Raw genomic sequence first — 16,073 nt, forward strand, 5'->3', positions numbered from 1 at the left:
TCGCCACTCGTAGCATAGCTACTCGTCTTGCGCTCGGACAAAGCTTTGCTTTGTTAATTCTCGCCACTCGTAGCATAGCTACTCGTCTTGCGCTCAGGCAAAGTTTCACTTTGCTTATCTTCGCTCAGGTATGAAAATTGCTATGTTTAGCCCAGAAAATGGATTGATTAGTTGTCACGGCACAATTAAACTACGTCCAGCATAACTTAATATAAATGCGGCATTATTTGGAGAGTACGCATGAGTTCAGTACAGTTTGATCATGTAACGGTCATCAAGAAATCGAATGTGTATTTTGGTGGGGCATGCATCAGCCATACAGTACAATTTGAAGATGGTACAAAAAAGACTTTAGGTGTGATTTTACCTACTGAGCAACCTTTAACGTTTGAAACACATGTCCCAGAGCGTATGGAAATTATTTCTGGCGAATGTCGTGTAAAGATTGCAGATAGTACTGAGAGTGAACTATTTCGTGCTGGACAATCATTCTATGTTCCAGGCAATAGTACTTTCCTAATCGAAGCTGATGAAGTGCTCGATTATGTTTGCCATTTAGAAGGTTAACCTATTTCCTGCTAAATCTAGTACACTAGAGTCGATAGAAATCCTGTAAAGTCATTTTGCAGGATTTTTTTATTAAATACTTTTGCGGAGCTATAATCGCTCCTCGCCTGTAAAGTCACTTTGCAGGACTTTTATTTTTTGTTGAGATGAAATTGTTAGAGGTCGTTCATGGCAAAACCTGAATATTATTATGGCGTTCATTCGGTTGAGTCATTGTTGGAATTAGAGCCTGAACGTGTTTTAACTTTATTCACTTTAAAAGGTCGTGACGATCAACGTTTACAAAAAATATTACAACTCGCAGAGCCATTTGGAATTAGTGTTCAAAAGGCGAGTCGCGATAGTTTAGAAAAACTCGCTGGTTTACCTTTTCATCAGGGGGTGGTAGCTGCAGTAAGACCGCATCCAACTTTAAATGAAAAAGACTTAGATCAGTTAATGCAACAACATACTAATCCATTGTTATTGGCATTGGATCAAGTCACAGATCCACATAATTTAGGTGCATGTATCCGTACAGCTGCGGCAATGGGTGTTCAAGCAGTCATTGTGCCTCGTGATCGATCAGCAAGTTTAACGCCAACTGCGCGTAAAGTTGCAGCTGGTGGTGCTGAGAAAGTTAAATTCATTCAGGTCACCAATCTTGCCCGTACGCTAGCGCATTTAAAAGATACAACTCATACTCGTGTCATTGGCACAATGTTGGACGAAAAGGCTTTACCAATTCAACAGTGCGATTTTAATGGCTCAATCGTGATTGTCATGGGTGCTGAAGATACGGGCTTAAGACCAATTACTCAGTCACAATGTGATCAGACGGTTTATATTCCAATGATGGGTGATTTGCAAAGCTTGAATGTCAGTGTGGCAACTGGTATGGCACTTTATGAAGCTTGTCGTCAACGCAATAGTGTATAATTCACCTAATCTTCGTTTCACCTAATTTAAAATGACTGCTCGCTCACAAGGCTATTTATTTATTCTGATTACAATGTGTATTTGGGGCGGGTTTACAATTTTTTCTCGGTTGAATGCGCATTGGCATGTGAGTGTTTGGGATCTGGTTGCAATGCGCTTTGCGATTGCCTCGATTATTTTACTTCCAGTTCTCATTTATAAAAAAGACTTTGCTTTTCTATGGGATCCAAAGCCTATTATATTGGCTTGTATCGGTGGCTTAGCATACTGCTTCACGGTCTATACCGCTTTTCTACATGCGCCCGCTGCACATGCTGCAATTTTCCTAAATGGCTGTATTCCATTATGTACCGCCGTCGCAGCTTATTTTTTATTTAAACAGCCCTTTGATAAGCATACTTGGCTAAGTCTTGTGATTATGATCAGCGCATTAGTACTGATGAGCTATCTAATGTTACATGATCAAGCTTCAGCATTAGGATGGGGGGATCTACTGCTATTCATAAGTGCAGTGTGGTGGGGCATTTTTACAGTTTTATTGAAACAGTGGAAATTGTCTGCTTGGCATTCGACAGTCGGTGTTGTGATCTGGTCGGCTATCATTTACCTACCGATCTATCTTTTGTTTATTCCTAAACATTTTCATGATGCAGCACCAGTACATTTATTAATTCAAGGGCTTTTTCACGGGGTGTTGGTTGTGATTGTTGCGACACTTACTTATGTGGCTGCTATTGAGCGCTTAGGTGCATTTAAAACAGGTAGTATCGTGACGCTAGCACCTTTTATTGCTGCATTGATTGCTGTGCCACTACTCAATGAACCATTAAATGCAGCAATTGCTTGTGGACTAGTAGGTATGGCAATAGGAGCATTGCAGCCTTGGCGATGGTTTAGAAAAGACACCTTGGCTACCCAATTAGCTCAGCAAAAGCAAGACTAAAAACAATGTTCTGCTTTCTGTAAATATTCTAAATGTAAGGGCTTTAGTTGAGCATGTAGATGCTCTAGTAGACCATCATTGAGAATAATGTCATTCGCTCGTTTTTGTTTCTCTGAGCGAGACATTTGTGCTGCAATAATTTTACGAATTTGCTCTTCACTTTGACCATCCCTCTGACTTGCACGATCTAGTTGAGTTTGTTCATCTGCATCAATAAGTAAAGTGTGCTGAACGAGTTCGTGCTGGTTCGTTTCAAAGAGTAGCGGAGAAACTAAAATGACATAAGGGCTTTGTGCTTGTTGAAGTTGTTTAACAATTGATTGGCGAATAGCAGGGTGGGTGATTTGCTCTAAGGTGTGACGTGCTTCTGGGAATTGAAAGATGTGCTCACGTAATGCACGTCTATTAAGCGAGCCATCATTAGAAATTACCCAATCTCCAAATGCCTTTTGAATGGCATTCAATGCAGGCTGCCCAAGTTCAACTACTTCACGAGCAACGATATCGGCATCAACCACGGTTATACCTTGGGACTCAAACCATTGTGTTGCAGCTGATTTACCACTACCAATGCCACCAGTGACGCCCAAAATAAAACCCATATTATCCACCTAAATATACTTTCATAATTTGATCACCCCATAAGAAGGCAATCCAACCCGCAATTGCAATATAGGGACCAAATGCAAAAGGCTGATTTTCACCGCGCATTTTCATTAAAATAATACCGATAATGACACCAACTGCTGAGGAAAGTAGGATGATGAGCGGTAACATCATTGGCCCCATCCAAGCTCCTAAGGCTGCAAGTAACTTAAAGTCACCGTAACCCATGCCTTCTTTGCCTGTGATAAGTTTAAACAGATAGTAAACAATCCATAAGCACAAGAAGCCAACTAAATAGCCCCAAATTGCAGCACTTGGTGATGTGTAAATTGCAAAAGTATTAATCCCTAAACCTATTGCTGCGAGTGGCAGCGTAAATCTGTCGGGTAGCAGTTGAGTATCAAAATCTATAAACGTTAAGGTGATCAATACCCACGTCAATAATAGACCCAACAGCATTTGAATCGTTGCACCAAATACAAGGACAACGATTAATGAGCAGACCATTGTCAGTAATTCAATAAAAGGGTATCGAATACTAATCGGATTCTGGCAAGTACCGCATTTGCCACGCAATATAAGCCAACTGATGACTGGAATATTTTGATACCAACGAATTTGGCTGTGGCATTTTGGGCAAGTTGACGCAGGTTTACTCAGCGTTAGTTTGTCTTCATCAATGATAGGTTGCTCAGGATGTAAAAGCATTTGACATTCTTGATGCCATTCCTGTTCCATCATTTTTGGTGTTCGAAAAATAACGACGTTGAGAAAACTGCCGATACATAAACTAAGAAGCCCAACTGCAATATAGAGCGCAGTTGGGTCTTGTACTAGATAAGAAATAAGCTGTTGCATCTAATAACCTTATTAACCGACAACTGAACCCATTTGGAAAATTGGTAAATACATAGCAACGACTAAACCACCTACAAGAATACCTAAAATTGCCATAATTAATGGTTCCATCATGGAAGTCAAACCATCAACTGCATTATCGACTTCATTTTCATAATGAGTTGCGACTTTATCGAGCATGCTATCTAAAGCACCAGATTCTTCTCCAATTGCGACCATTTGAATAGCCATAGATGGAAAACGATTTGATACACGCATTGCGAATTGCAGTTGCTGACCAGTCGCAACATCTTCACGTATTTTCATTACAGCTTCTTCAAAGATTACATTATTCGTTGCACCAGCTGTGGATTCAAGCGCATCAATTAGTGGTACACCTGCTGCGAAAGTAGTTGCGAGTGTCCGGCTATATCGTGCGATGATTGCTTTATAGACTAGATCACCAAAGATAGGGGCTTTAAGGGCCATTTTATCTAAAAAATCTCGAAATTTTTTGCTACGTTTTTTTGCTTCTAAGAAAGCAGCAATTATTATGCCGATTACTATTATGAGAATAAACCAATATTCTTGCATCCAGTTCGACATATTAACAACCATTTTTGTAAAAGCTGGGAGATCGGCACCGAAAGAACTAAATAAGTCTTGGAAAACGGGTACAACTTTGACCATTAAGATAATGGTTACGATGACTGCAACTACAATTACAGTCGCGGGGTATTTCATTGCTTTTTTGATTTTTTGCTTTAATAATTCACTTTTTTCTTTATAAACAGCTACACGATCTAACATCGTTTCTAACGCGCCAGATTGCTCACCAGATTCAACTAAAGAACAAAACAAATTATCGAAATATTGTGGGTATTTTTTCAGCGCTCCAGCAAAGGTATTGCCACCTTCAACTTCATTTTTAATACCAAGTACAACTTCTCGCATTGCTGGGTTTTCTAAGCCTTCTGCAACAATTTCAAAACCTTGGACTAGAGGGACACCTGCTTTCATCATAGTCGCTAACTGACGAGTGAAAATTGTAATGTCTAGTGTCGTAACTTTCTTTTTCATGAATCCATCAAGAATATTCTTGCGTTTCTCTCGAATATTCTTGATGGTAACGCCTTGCTTACGTAAAGTGACTTTAGCTAAAGCCATATTGCGAGCAGGTAATTCCCCTTTGATCTTTACCCCTTTGCGATCAACCCCTTCATAAGCAAAAGTAGGCATCATTTGCGCTTTTTTAGCTGCCATGACCATTAATCCTTGTTATTAATTTTATTCACTAGTTACTCGATTTACTTCCTGTAAGGAAGTAATTCCTTGCATCACTTTTTTTAACCCAGAACGACGTAAGTTGTTAAAGCCTGCTTTTTCCGAAGCTGCTGCAATTTGTAGGGCGTTGCCATCTTCCATAATAATTTTAGAAATTTCAGGCGTCACTTTCATAACCTCATAAATACCAACACGACCCTTATAGCCTTCTCTACACTCTGAACAACCTACTGGTTGAAATAGTTTTAATTCTGGATCAGCAAGGTCGTGTTCGGTAAACCCTAATTCTAAAAGGCTCTGTTTAGGGATATCGACAGGTATTTTACATTGTCGGCATAGGCGGCGCGCTAGTCGCTGTGCAATAACTAGATTGACTGATGTCGCAATATTGAAAGATGGAACTCCCATATTACGTAAACGAGTCAATGTTTCTGGCGCACTGTTTGTATGTAAAGTAGACATTACCATATGACCAGTTTGCGCTGCTTTAATAGCAATTTCAGCAGTCTCAAGGTCACGAATCTCACCCACCATAATGACATCAGGGTCTTGACGTAAGAACGCTTTTAGTGCAGCAGAAAAGGTTAAACCTGTTTTTGGGTTGACGTTAACCTGATTAATACCTTCTAAGTTAATCTCTACGGGATCTTCCGCGGTAGAAATATTGGTATCTTCGGTATTGAGAATATTGAGGCCTGTATATAATGAGACTGTTTTACCAGACCCTGTAGGACCAGTAATGAGGAGCATCCCTTGCGGTTTTTCTAATGCTTCTAAGAATAACGCTTTCTGTTCATCTTCATAGCCCAGTGCTTCAATACCTAGCATCGCGCTCGATGGGTCAAGGATACGCAGAACGAGTTTTTCACCGAATAAGGTTGGAAGAGAGTTGACACGGAAGTCAATCGCCTTAGTTTTGGATAGTTTGAGTTTAATCCGGCCATCTTGTGGCATTCGTTTCTCAGAAATATCCATTTGTGACATTACTTTCAAACGTGAAGCTAATCGATTCGCCATTTGTAATGGTGGGTTCGCAATTTGCCTAAGGACTCCATCAACACGATAACGAACACGATACATTTTTTCATAAGGTTCAAAGTGTAAATCAGATGCACCCATGCGAATTGCATCAATTAATAATTTATTGATGTATTTAACAATTGGTGATTCATCACTTTGGGCGACGTCATCTTCATCTTGAGATGTATCACTCTCAACATCAATACCTTCTAAGTCAAACTCTTCACCATCACCAAAATCAAAGCTACCAGTATCACCAAACTGTTGTTCAATCAGTTTTTCTAATTTGTTGTGTTCAACAATAATCGGTTCAATGTTAAGCTTAGTATTGAAGCGAATTGCATCTAAGGCATCAATATTGGTGGGATTACTGGTTGCTACATATAAGATTTGACCACGCTGTACCAAAGGTACAATTCGATGTCTCTGGATTAATTTTTGATCTGTAATTTCGCGAGGAAGAATAGCTGTATCGTAAACAGCTAAATCAAATAGTGGTTCACCAAACTCGAGTGAAATGCTTTCCGCAATTATTAGAGGTGATATTCGTTGTTGCTCAATCAGATGAGCAACAATATCTTGTTTAGCCTTTTTTGCAGCATCAATTGCGGTTTGCATATTTGCTGCTGTCAAATGACCATCATCGACTAAACGTCGAATAAACCCCGAAAATTTTGGAGACGTATGTAATCCTGACATCTGTCCGCCTTATGACAATATGGTTATAATAGCTATAGAACAAAATTATACTTTTGTTATGCAAAAATACTACTAGTGAAAGTGTTGTTTTTGACTTGGTTCATGCTGAAAACTTTGAACTAATCGAGTCTTTTGGGAATTAATTTTTATAATAAAAGCAATCATAAAAAAATTTAAAAAAGTTATGGTTAGGAAATTTATTTTTTTTCATATAGCTATCTTATTTTTTTTGTCATTTCGTAGCTTATAAATATTTTTTACGAGGCTTTAACTTTATGCATTATAAAAAAACTGAATTTTCTAAAAATACGTGTAAAATATGCAGCATTTTTTAGAAATTAACAGTAGGTGGGCGAAGTATGTCGAGTTCGACGATTACCCCTTGGGTCGTTGGTAATTGGAAATTAAATCCAATGCGTGCTGACGCTCTCCAATTAATAGAAGAATTTAAAGCTTTGTTACAACAGCAGTCGATTTCTCCTGAGCACTGTCATATTGGCGTGGCACCAACTGCAATCGCATTGACAGAGGTAAAAGCTCAGTTAGATGATGCGAACCGAAAAATTTATACCGTTGCTCAAGACGTCTCTAGAATAGCTGGAACAGGTGCTTATACTGGTGAGGTGAGTGCTGAGCTGTTAAAAGATAGCCAAATTGAATTCGTTTTAATTGGTCATTCAGAGCGCCGTGAATTATTCGGTGACAATGTCGAAATATTAAAAGCAAAGCTGCAAAATGCCTTAAGCGCTGGTTTAACCGTGATTTATTGCATCGGTGAAAGTTTGGAGCAACGTGAGCAGGGGGCAGCAGAGCAAGTCGTATTACAACAAATTTGTGATATTGCAGCGGTGGTAAAAGCTGAACAATGGCAAAATATTGTGGTAGCGTATGAACCGATTTGGGCTATCGGGACGGGTAAAACCGCGTCACCCGCAGATGTTCAGGCGATGCATGCAAAAATTCGTGAAGGCCTAAAACAAATTACGGCATTCGGAGCGGATATGGCGATCCTTTATGGGGGGAGCGTAAAAGCTGAAAATGCAGTTGAATTAGCAGCCTGCCCAGATATTAATGGTGCTTTGGTTGGTGGTGCATCATTGAATGCAGAATCTTTTTACCAAATCGCAAAAGCATTTGCTCAAAGCAAATAACGAGGAATAGAGATGTATAGTTTTATACTCGTTGTACATATCATTTTAGCAATCTTGATCATTGCTTTGGTTCTAGTACAACAAGGTAAAGGTGCAGAAGCAGGTGCATCATTTGGCGGCGGCGGTGCGGCAACAGTTTTTGGTGCTTCGGGCGCTGGAAACTTTTTAACGCGTTTAACTGCAATTTTTACCGCTTTATTTTTTGCAACAAGTTTAACTTTAGCTGTTTTTGCAAAAAAGCAAACGACAGATGCGTATAGTCTAAAATCTGTACAAACCACAACGGAAGCACCAGCTACATCGTCTGAAACTTCATCAAACGCACCTAAAACGACTGAATAAGTTGAATTAAGACTTTCCTTTTTAGTTTTAAAGGAATAGAATGCGTCCCACAAAGCTGCGGTGGTGGTGGAATTGGTAGACACGCTACCTTGAGGTGGTAGTGCTTTCGGGCGTGGGGGTTCAAGTCCCCCCTTCCGCACCAAACTTAATAACCAGTAAGTTTGGTGTATGCAGTGATTGTTGATGCGGGATGGAGCAGTCTGGTAGCTCGTCGGGCTCATAACCCGAAGGTCGTTGGTTCAAATCCAGCTCCCGCTACCATTTGATTAAGGTGCAACTTAATCAAGCGAATATGAAAACTTAGATTGACTTTTTTTCATATTTGTATATAATTTTTGCACGTTGATGCGGGATGGAGCAGTCTGGTAGCTCGTCGGGCTCATAACCCGAAGGTCGTTGGTTCAAATCCAGCTCCCGCTACCAAGTTTCTAAAAAGAGGCTCACAATAAGGTGGGCCTTTTTGCACAGTGGGCTATGCTTTTCTGTGCAGTATAGGGGCGATTATCGCCCTTTTTTATTGGTTGTTTAACTATCGTGTAGTGTTCGACATCAATTGGTCAAATAGTCGTGCTTCACTATACGGTTAAGATTGATTGGCTCGTAGAAGAGCGACGAGAGTAAATGAAATTATCAAATAAATCTCAAGCATTGCATGATCTTATCGCACCCGCTGTTGCGGCTTGTGGTGTAGATCTGTGGGGGATCGAATTCCTGCCACAAGGTAAACGTTCTTTACTGCGCATTTATATTGATAAAGCCGTTGATGAGAGCGCTGAACCTGTTATTAATGAAGATGGTGAAGTTGAACAAGGGCGTGGTATTGGCGTTCAAGATTGTGTTCTAGTAACGCAACAAGTCGGTGCAATGTTGGATGTTCATGATCCTATTTCTGGTGAATATGCATTAGAAGTATCATCGCCAGGCTGGGATCGTCCATTTTTCCAATTAGATCAATTGCCTGCATACATTGGGCAACAAGTAGCTTTACGATTAATTGCTGCTGTCGAAAATCGTCGAAAATTCCAAGCAAAATTACTTTCTGTAGACTTAGAAAATGAAATCATCCAAGTTGAAGTGGAAGGTAAGCATGTGCTTGAAATTGATAGTAATAATATTGATAAAGCAAATTTAATCTATCAAGACTAATATTAACTTAATTTTATAAGAAATCGGTAGGTGACTTATGGGCCGCGAAATTCTTACCGTTGCAGAAACGGTTAGTAATGAAAAAGGTGTTAGTCGTGAAGCGATCTTCGAAGCGTTAGAACAAGCCCTTGTTGCCGCGACGAAGAAAAAGTTTTACGAAGGTACACACTCTGAAGAAGCTCAACTGCGTGTTGAGATTGATCGTAAAACAGGTGATTACCGTACTTTCCGTCAATGGACTGTCGTTGCTGACGAAGATCACGAAATGCCAGCATGCCAAGATGCGATCTCTGATGTAGATCCATCACAATGGTCAATCGGCGATGTGCGTGAGTTAGAGGTTGAGTCGATTGAGTTCGGTCGTATCGCTGCTCAGATCGCAAAACAAGTGATCGTACAAAAGATTCGTGAAGCAGAGCGTGCATTGGTTGCCGATGCTTATGAGTCTAAAGTCGGTGAGCTGATTTACGGTGAAGTGAAAAAGCAAACTAAAGATGGTTTCATCATTGATCTTGGTGATAATGCTGAAGCTTATTTGGCGCGTGAAGAAACGATTCACAAAGAAATGTTACGTCCGAAACAGCGTATCAATGCAATTTTATATAACGTAAACCGTGAAGGTCGTGGTGCACAGTTATTATTGTCTCGTGCTCGTCCTGAAATGTTAATCGCTTTAATGAAGAAAGAAATTCCAGAAATTTCTGAAGAAATCATTGAAATTAAAGCGGCAGCTCGTCAACCGGGTGTTCGTGCTAAAATTGCAGTGAAAACGAATGATCATCGCATTGACCCTGTTGGTGCTTGTATTGGTATGCGTGGTACACGTATTCAAGCAGTGCAACAAGAGTTAAATGGTGAGCGTATTGATGTTGTGGTGTGGTCTGATGACCCAGCACAGTATATCGCAAGTGCATTAGAGCCAGCTGATGTATCTGGAATTGTACTTGATGAAGATGCACGTAGTGCGGATATCATCTTTGCGACCAATGATCAGTTAGCGCGTGCAATTGGTTCGCAAGGTCAAAATGTTCGTTTAGCATCAGAATTAACGGGTTATAAACTCGACATGATGTTAGAAGAAGAGTATCGTGCTCGTCAGCAAAACGAAGCACAGCAATATTTAGATATGTTTATTACACGTCTTGATATTGAAGAAGATTTAGCAATGGCTTTGGTTGAAATGGGCTTCACTTCATTGGAAGAGATTGCTTACGTACCAGCTGAAACATTTGACGAAATTGAGCTTGAAGCAGATTTGGTTGAATTGCTACAAAGCCGTGCAAAAGAAGCTGCTTTAACAGATGCGTTGAAACAGCAAGAAAATATTCAAGAGCCAAGTGCAGAACTTCTCGGTATGGAAGGTATGACAACTGAGATTGCGTATGCATTGGCGGCGCGTGGTGTAATTACTGTTGATGATTTGGCTGATCAAGCAACTGATGATATCTCTGATATCGAAGGCTTGGATAATGACAAAGCTGGACAATTAATTATGAAAGCACGTGAATCATGGTTTAACTAGGAGATAATAGATGACGGACAAGTCGATTCAAGAGTTAGCACTCAGTGTAGAACGTCCTGTAGAGAAACTCCTAGAGCAGGTTCGTGATGCAGGTCTACCACAGCGTAAAGCAGATGACATTATTACCACTGAACAGCAAGATACTTTGATCAATCACTTGAAAAAAGTTCATGGTCAAGAAAGTGGTAACACAGGAAAAATTGCGTTGAAACGTAAAACAACGAGTACTGCAAAAGTAACAAGTACATCGGGTAAAGCAAAAAATATCAACGTAGAAGTACGTAAGAAACAAGTTTTTGCGAAACCGAATCCAGAGTTACTTGCTGCAGAAGCAAAAGCGCGTGCAGAAGCGGATGTGAAAGCACGTGTTGAGCAAAAAGTACGTGAAGAAGCTGAGCAAAAAGCGCGTAACAGTGCGGAACAAAAAGCCAATGCAACGTTAGAAGCAATGCGTGCAGCGCATACTTCTGATAGTTCAGGTCAAACGACTGCGAAAGCAGCTGTTGTGGTGAAAAAGCGTAATAGCGATAAAGTAATCAAAGCACCTGTTATTCGTCCAACAGAAACACCTGAACAAAAGAAAGCGCGTGAAGCTGAAGCTGCGAAGTTAAAAGCAACTGAAGAAGCAGTACGTCGTAAAGCGGCTGAAGAAGCTCAACAACGTACACTTGAGCAGATGCGTAAAATGGCATCTAAATACTCAAGTGATGATGCGACGACAACAATTCGTGTGATTGATGATTCTCCATTAGCTGCGGGTCTTGTTGGCCAAGCATATGAAGACTCATTTAATCAAGAAGACCGTGAAATTAAACGTGGTGGTGCAACTAACCCACGCGGTCAGAAGAAAGGTGGTCGTCATAATCAAGAAGAGCAAAACTTCAGCCGTCAACATCACAAACGTGGTTTGAAGACCAGCCAATCAAATAAGCATGGTTTTGAAAAACCTGTTAAGAAACAGATTTATGATGTAGAAATTGGTTCAACCATTGTTGTTGCTGATCTAGCGCAAAAAATGGCTGTAAAAGTTCGTGAAGTTATCAAGATGCTTATGAAAATGGGCGAGCTTGTTACTCAGAACCAATCAATTGATCAAGATACAGCGGTATTAGTAGTTGAAGAATTAGGTCATAACCCAATTCTTGTTTCTGATACACAAGCAGAAGATAACTTACTTGAAGCGGCTGAAGAAGCTCGTGGTGAGCAAACAACTCGTCCACCAGTTGTAACAATCATGGGTCACGTTGACCATGGTAAAACATCATTATTAGACCGTATCCGTCGTGCTAAAGTAGCGGCAGGTGAAGCGGGTGGTATTACCCAGCATATCGGTGCTTACCATGTTGAAACTGAGAAAGGTATTATTACTTTCTTAGATACACCTGGACATGCTGCGTTTACGTCTATGCGTGCTCGTGGTGCGAAGGCGACTGATATTGTTGTTCTTGTTGTTGCGGCTGATGATGGTGTGATGCCGCAAACAGCTGAAGCGATTGATCATGCGCGAGCTGCAGGTACGCCAATCATCGTTGCGATTAACAAGATGGATAAAGAGTCAGCTGATCCAGATCGCGTGTTAAATGAATTAACAACCAAAGAAATCGTTCCTGAAGAGTGGGGCGGTGATGTTCCTGTGGCTAAAGTATCGGCACATACAGGTGCTGGTATTGATGAGTTGCTTGATCTGATCTTGATCCAATCAGAAATGTTGGAACTTAAAGCATCTGCTGAAGGTGCAGCACAAGGTGTTGTCATCGAAGCGCGTGTTGATAAAGGTCGCGGTGCAGTAACTTCTATTCTTGTACAAAATGGTACGTTGAATATTGGTGACTTAGTATTGGCTGGTTCATCTTATGGTCGTGTTCGTGCGATGTCTGATGAAAATGGTCAACGTATCACTTCAGCTGGCCCATCAATTCCAGTGGAAATTCTTGGTTTACCTGAAGCGCCAATGGCGGGTGATGAAGTTCTTGTTGTCAATGACGAGAAAAAAGCACGTGAAGTTGCTGATGCTCGTGCAGATCGCGAGCGTCAAAAACGTCTTGAGCGTGCAAGCTCGATGCGTCTTGAAAACATCATGGCTTCAATGGGCAAGAAAGACATTCCAACAGTTAACGTTGTGCTTAAAACAGACGTACGTGGCACGCTTGAAGCATTACATGTTGCGCTTGATGAGCTTTCAACTGATGAAGTTAAAGTACGCGTAATTGGTTCTGGTGTTGGTGCAATCACAGAATCTGATGTAACTTTGGCAGAGTCTTCTGAAGCTGTATTATTGGGCTTTAACGTACGTGCGGATAACACAGCGCGTCAGAAATCTGATCAAGATGGCATTGATATTCGTTACTACAGCGTTATCTATCAATTAATTGATGACGTAAAAGCAGCAATGAGCGGTAAGCTTGCACCAGAACACCGTGAAACGATCTTAGGTGTTGCTGAAGTGCGTGAAGTGTTCCATTCAAGTAAGTTTGGTGCTGCAGCGGGCTGTATGGTTCTTGAAGGTGTATTACACCGTAACAAGCCTATTCGCGTTCTACGTGATGACGTGGTTGTGTTCCAGGGTGAGCTTGAATCTCTTCGTCGCTATAAAGAAGTGGTTGAAGAAGTTCGTGCTGGTATGGAATGTGGTCTTGCAGTCAAAGGTTATAAAGACATCAAAGCACAAGATAAGATCGAAGTGTATGATGTTCAGTTAATTAAACGGAGTCTTTAATGGCGGGTAGCCAACGCTTAAAGCGCATGGCGGATTCTGTACAACGTGAGTTGTCTGAGCTAATCCGTCAAGAGCTTAAAGATCCTCGCTTAGGTGGTCTAGTGACCATCTCAGCAGTGAAAGTCAGTGCTGACATGGGATATGCTGAAGTTTATGTCACAGTAATGGGGCGTGAGCTTGGTGATGAGCAAAGTGAAGCAGCGAATAAAGAAACTTTAGATGTATTGAATAAAGCTTCTGGTTTCTTGCGTCATGAATTGAGTCGTCGTATCAAGACACGTATTACGCCGAGATTGCGTTTTCATTACGATAAAACCAATGCATATGGTAACTACATGTTTGGTCTGATTGCTGAAGCCGTAAAGGATCTGCCTGAACAAGGGCAAGATGAGAAAGAATAAAGAAAAAAGCCACCTAAGGGTGGTTTTTTTTATGTAATAAATAAAAAATATTACGACAGATTAAGTCGCTAATATATTGTAAAAAAACATGATTTTTTGTTATTGTGAATCCATGTTCTAAAATTTAAGAATATAAAAATTATTTAAAAATATTGCATAGGGGAACTTAGGTGGAACTACATAGCCGTCTTTACTATAAGCATTCAGATGATCTGGTCATGAAACAACTAGAGGCCTTATTTACTACACATCATGGTGATGAAGAAAAGTTTATTCAGTCAAGTCTAGTGATTAATCCAGAAGCAGGTGATAAAACGCAAGAGTTGCTTGATCAGATTGATTCTGTTGAGTATGACCTTGCGCCAGAAAGTTTGGTTTATGTTGCAGGTTTTGCTGTGCTTGATTTTACTCACGGCTCAAACGGTGACGAAAATATTGAGAATATTTTATTATTTTTAAAAGAATTATTACCTGATATTCATGTGCAAGCACGAGGTCAGGGCGATGATGATCCTTGGGAATTTTGGTTTAAATTTGATGGTGATGAATTGGTTCGTGAAGATGATGAACCATTCAATGATCCAGAAGATGATGAGGAAATTAAAGCCTCAATTTATCAATGGTGGCATGAAGGAATGCCAGAACAAATCAAAGAAGGCTTTTTGAATGAAGACTAAGGAGAGAGTTTTGGCGAAGCGTAAAGCACTGCCATAGACAGAAGAAGACCAACTATTGTTGGTCTTCTTTATTTGTGACACGACGATAACGCTGCCACGGTAATGGACGATTTAAAGCTTCGGGAACTTCGCCACTATTTGAACGTAGGCGTAAATGAATCGCAGCTTGTGCCATTAAATTTGCTGATACTGGTGCAGTAATAAAGACAAATAAAGTAATTAATAATTCAGCAAAACCAAACCGACCCTGTGTTGCGCCAAAGATCATTGCTGCAATTAGAAAACTTCCTAACCCTAACGTACTCGACTTCGTTGGGGCATGCAGACGCATAAATAAGTCTGGTAGTCGAACCATACCGATCGATCCGACCAGCATGAAGAAAGCACCGAATATAAGGAAGAAAGAAATAATGATTTCAATGATTAACTGCATAGCTCATCTCCTTAGTCAATGACATGACCCGTTGTGAAATAACGAGCAAGCGCAGCTGTCGAAACGAAGCCTAGCATTGCAACCAATAATGCTCCTTCAAAGACATTGGTACTTACCCAATACACACCTAAAACAACAATAAGACATGTCGCATTTAGAAATAGTGTGTCTAAAGCAAGTAGGCGATCAATCACAGATGGGCCGATAATCAATCGGATCAGGCATAGAAACATTGAGATAGTAATGGCAATTAAGCTAATGCCAAGCGCATAAGGTAAAATTGTCATTTGCTTGCTCCTTCTTCAATCTTTACATCAAAGATCTCGAGTAAAGGTGTTTCGTAGCGTTTTTTGATTTCTTGAATATCGAGTTCAGTGTCATCTGAGCTAAGTGCGTGGACGAGAATATCGCCACGCTCTTGATCAATCCCTGCTGAAACCGTACCTGGTGTCGTAGTAATGATCATCGCGAGAAGAGTATTCACTTCTTCATGCTCAGTTTCTAGTGGAACGCGATACCATCTCGGATGGAGTTGATCCATTGGACCCAACACCATTTTTGCCACGCGGAAGTTTGAAACGATAATATCCCAAAACACAACAAAAAATAATTTTACTGCTGGTGTCCAGTGAATGTGTGGCGTTCTAGAAATAAATGGCCCAACTAAACGTGGAATAATAATCGCCAATAGGATGGCCACTAATATATCCGTTAAGTCCAGACTATGCGACAGCATTAACCAACTCAGAAAAACCAAAAAAGACACGAAAGGGTGGGGGAACCAACGGTCAAGCAAAGCTACTTTTTGCAT

17 protein-coding genes and 3 tRNA genes are annotated in these 16,073 nt (G+C 40.5%); 13 read left to right on the forward strand and 7 right to left on the reverse strand.

Going from position 1 to position 16,073, the window contains the following annotated elements; all coding sequences use genetic code 11:
- The first annotated feature begins 240 nt into the window (after positions 1-240).
- From ppnP to F959_RS00705, 3 genes are all read left to right on the forward strand, one after another.
- Entirely contained in the window at positions 241-567 is a 327-nt protein-coding gene (ppnP, locus tag F959_RS00695) for a pyrimidine/purine nucleoside phosphorylase (protein WP_004876475.1), read from the forward strand.
- Positions 568-735: 168 nt separating this feature from the next.
- A complete protein-coding gene (gene rlmB / locus F959_RS00700) occupies positions 736-1,485 on the forward strand; it encodes a 23S rRNA (guanosine(2251)-2'-O)-methyltransferase RlmB (RefSeq protein ID WP_004876476.1) in 750 nt (249 codons plus the stop codon).
- Positions 1,486-1,516: 31 nt separating this feature from the next.
- Positions 1,517-2,428 (forward strand): DMT family transporter, encoded by a 912-nt coding sequence (locus F959_RS00705; protein ID WP_004876478.1) that lies wholly within the window; start codon positions 1,517-1,519, stop codon positions 2,426-2,428.
- Here the strand turns inward: F959_RS00705 and coaE are convergent.
- Genes coaE through pilB form a run of 4 tightly spaced genes read right to left on the reverse strand, consistent with a single transcriptional unit; the run spans position 2,425 to position 6,874 of the window.
- Positions 2,425-3,030 carry a dephospho-CoA kinase gene (gene coaE / locus F959_RS00710; RefSeq protein WP_004876480.1) on the reverse strand — a complete coding sequence of 202 codons (606 nt, stop codon included), beginning with the start codon at positions 3,028-3,030 and terminating at the stop codon, positions 2,425-2,427. The two genes, F959_RS00705 and coaE, sit on opposite strands and share 4 nt — an antisense overlap.
- A 1-nt stretch (position 3,031) precedes the next feature.
- Positions 3,032-3,892: a prepilin peptidase gene (locus F959_RS16950; RefSeq protein WP_004876481.1), complete on the reverse strand. Its 861-nt coding sequence runs from the start codon at positions 3,890-3,892 to the stop codon at positions 3,032-3,034.
- Between the two features lie 12 nt (positions 3,893-3,904).
- Positions 3,905-5,134: a type II secretion system F family protein gene (locus tag F959_RS00720; RefSeq protein ID WP_004876482.1), complete on the reverse strand. Its 1,230-nt coding sequence runs from the start codon at positions 5,132-5,134 to the stop codon at positions 3,905-3,907.
- A gap of 24 nt (positions 5,135-5,158) precedes the next feature.
- Positions 5,159-6,874, reverse strand: coding sequence for a type IV-A pilus assembly ATPase PilB (gene pilB, locus F959_RS00725; protein WP_004876485.1), 1,716 nt, complete (start codon positions 6,872-6,874; stop codon positions 5,159-5,161).
- A gap of 359 nt (positions 6,875-7,233) precedes the next feature.
- On the opposite strand from pilB, the gene tpiA reads away from it, so the two are divergent.
- The 10 genes from tpiA (at position 7,234) to F959_RS00775 (ending at position 14,829) form a co-directional block, all read left to right on the forward strand.
- Entirely contained in the window at positions 7,234-8,025 is a 792-nt protein-coding gene (tpiA, locus tag F959_RS00730) for a triose-phosphate isomerase (protein WP_004876487.1), read from the forward strand.
- A 12-nt stretch (positions 8,026-8,037) separates the two neighbouring features.
- Complete coding sequence (secG, locus tag F959_RS00735) at positions 8,038-8,367, forward strand: preprotein translocase subunit SecG (protein ID WP_004876490.1); 330 nt, start codon at positions 8,038-8,040, stop codon at positions 8,365-8,367.
- A 57-nt stretch (positions 8,368-8,424) separates the two neighbouring features.
- A tRNA-Leu gene (locus F959_RS00740) sits at positions 8,425-8,509 on the forward strand.
- A 42-nt stretch (positions 8,510-8,551) separates the two neighbouring features.
- Positions 8,552-8,628: transfer RNA gene (locus tag F959_RS00745), tRNA-Met, on the forward strand.
- A gap of 85 nt (positions 8,629-8,713) precedes the next feature.
- A tRNA-Met gene (locus F959_RS00750) sits at positions 8,714-8,790 on the forward strand.
- Between the two features lie 198 nt (positions 8,791-8,988).
- Positions 8,989-9,513 carry a ribosome maturation factor RimP gene (gene rimP / locus F959_RS00755; RefSeq protein ID WP_004876492.1) on the forward strand — a complete coding sequence of 175 codons (525 nt, stop codon included), beginning with the start codon at positions 8,989-8,991 and terminating at the stop codon, positions 9,511-9,513.
- 37 nt (positions 9,514-9,550) lie between these two features.
- Entirely contained in the window at positions 9,551-11,035 is a 1,485-nt protein-coding gene (gene nusA, locus F959_RS00760; RefSeq protein ID WP_004876494.1) for a transcription termination factor NusA, read from the forward strand.
- 10 nt (positions 11,036-11,045) lie between these two features.
- Positions 11,046-13,751, forward strand: coding sequence for a translation initiation factor IF-2 (infB, locus tag F959_RS00765; RefSeq protein ID WP_004876496.1), 2,706 nt, complete (start codon positions 11,046-11,048; stop codon positions 13,749-13,751).
- Positions 13,751-14,152: a ribosome-binding factor A gene (locus tag F959_RS00770; protein WP_004876497.1), complete on the forward strand. Its 402-nt coding sequence runs from the start codon at positions 13,751-13,753 to the stop codon at positions 14,150-14,152. The genes infB and F959_RS00770 overlap by 1 nt, the downstream gene beginning before the upstream one ends.
- Positions 14,153-14,322: 170 nt before the next feature.
- Positions 14,323-14,829 carry a hypothetical protein gene (locus tag F959_RS00775; RefSeq protein WP_004876499.1) on the forward strand — a complete coding sequence of 169 codons (507 nt, stop codon included), beginning with the start codon at positions 14,323-14,325 and terminating at the stop codon, positions 14,827-14,829.
- A gap of 52 nt (positions 14,830-14,881) precedes the next feature.
- Here the strand turns inward: F959_RS00775 and F959_RS00780 are convergent, their stop codons facing one another.
- Genes F959_RS00780 through F959_RS00790 form a run of 3 tightly spaced genes read right to left on the reverse strand, consistent with a single transcriptional unit; the run spans position 14,882 to position 16,073 of the window.
- Entirely contained in the window at positions 14,882-15,262 is a 381-nt protein-coding gene (locus F959_RS00780; protein ID WP_004876500.1) for a Na+/H+ antiporter subunit G, read from the reverse strand.
- A gap of 11 nt (positions 15,263-15,273) precedes the next feature.
- Positions 15,274-15,549, reverse strand: a complete 276-nt coding sequence (locus tag F959_RS00785; RefSeq protein ID WP_004876501.1) for a monovalent cation/H+ antiporter subunit F — start codon at positions 15,547-15,549, stop codon at positions 15,274-15,276.
- Positions 15,546-16,073: a Na+/H+ antiporter subunit E gene (locus tag F959_RS00790; protein ID WP_004876503.1), complete on the reverse strand. Its 528-nt coding sequence runs from the start codon at positions 16,071-16,073 to the stop codon at positions 15,546-15,548. The genes F959_RS00785 and F959_RS00790 overlap by 4 nt, the downstream gene beginning before the upstream one ends.

It is taken from the genome of Acinetobacter venetianus RAG-1 = CIP 110063 (assembly GCF_000368585.1).
GTDB classification, from domain to species: Bacteria; Pseudomonadota; Gammaproteobacteria; order Pseudomonadales; family Moraxellaceae; genus Acinetobacter; species Acinetobacter venetianus.

Coding starts and splice junctions, on each gene's coding strand:
- ppnP (WP_004876475.1), top strand. CDS start 241: ATGAGTTCAGTACAGTTTGATCATGTAACGGTCATCAAGAAATCGAAT.
- rlmB (WP_004876476.1), top strand. CDS start 736: ATGGCAAAACCTGAATATTATTATGGCGTTCATTCGGTTGAGTCATTG.
- F959_RS00705 (WP_004876478.1), top strand. CDS start 1,517: ATGACTGCTCGCTCACAAGGCTATTTATTTATTCTGATTACAATGTGT.
- coaE (WP_004876480.1), bottom strand. CDS start 3,030: ATGGGTTTTATTTTGGGCGTCACTGGTGGCATTGGTAGTGGTAAATCA.
- F959_RS16950 (WP_004876481.1), bottom strand. CDS start 3,892: ATGCAACAGCTTATTTCTTATCTAGTACAAGACCCAACTGCGCTCTAT.
- F959_RS00720 (WP_004876482.1), bottom strand. CDS start 5,134: ATGGCAGCTAAAAAAGCGCAAATGATGCCTACTTTTGCTTATGAAGGG.
- pilB (WP_004876485.1), bottom strand. CDS start 6,874: ATGTCAGGATTACATACGTCTCCAAAATTTTCGGGGTTTATTCGACGT.
- tpiA (WP_004876487.1), top strand. CDS start 7,234: ATGTCGAGTTCGACGATTACCCCTTGGGTCGTTGGTAATTGGAAATTA.
- secG (WP_004876490.1), top strand. CDS start 8,038: ATGTATAGTTTTATACTCGTTGTACATATCATTTTAGCAATCTTGATC.
- rimP (WP_004876492.1), top strand. CDS start 8,989: ATGAAATTATCAAATAAATCTCAAGCATTGCATGATCTTATCGCACCC.
- nusA (WP_004876494.1), top strand. CDS start 9,551: ATGGGCCGCGAAATTCTTACCGTTGCAGAAACGGTTAGTAATGAAAAA.
- infB (WP_004876496.1), top strand. CDS start 11,046: ATGACGGACAAGTCGATTCAAGAGTTAGCACTCAGTGTAGAACGTCCT.
- F959_RS00770 (WP_004876497.1), top strand. CDS start 13,751: ATGGCGGGTAGCCAACGCTTAAAGCGCATGGCGGATTCTGTACAACGT.
- F959_RS00780 (WP_004876500.1), bottom strand. CDS start 15,262: ATGCAGTTAATCATTGAAATCATTATTTCTTTCTTCCTTATATTCGGT.
- F959_RS00785 (WP_004876501.1), bottom strand. CDS start 15,549: ATGACAATTTTACCTTATGCGCTTGGCATTAGCTTAATTGCCATTACT.
- F959_RS00790 (WP_004876503.1), bottom strand. CDS start 16,073: ATGCAAAAAGTAGCTTTGCTTGACCGTTGGTTCCCCCACCCTTTCGTG.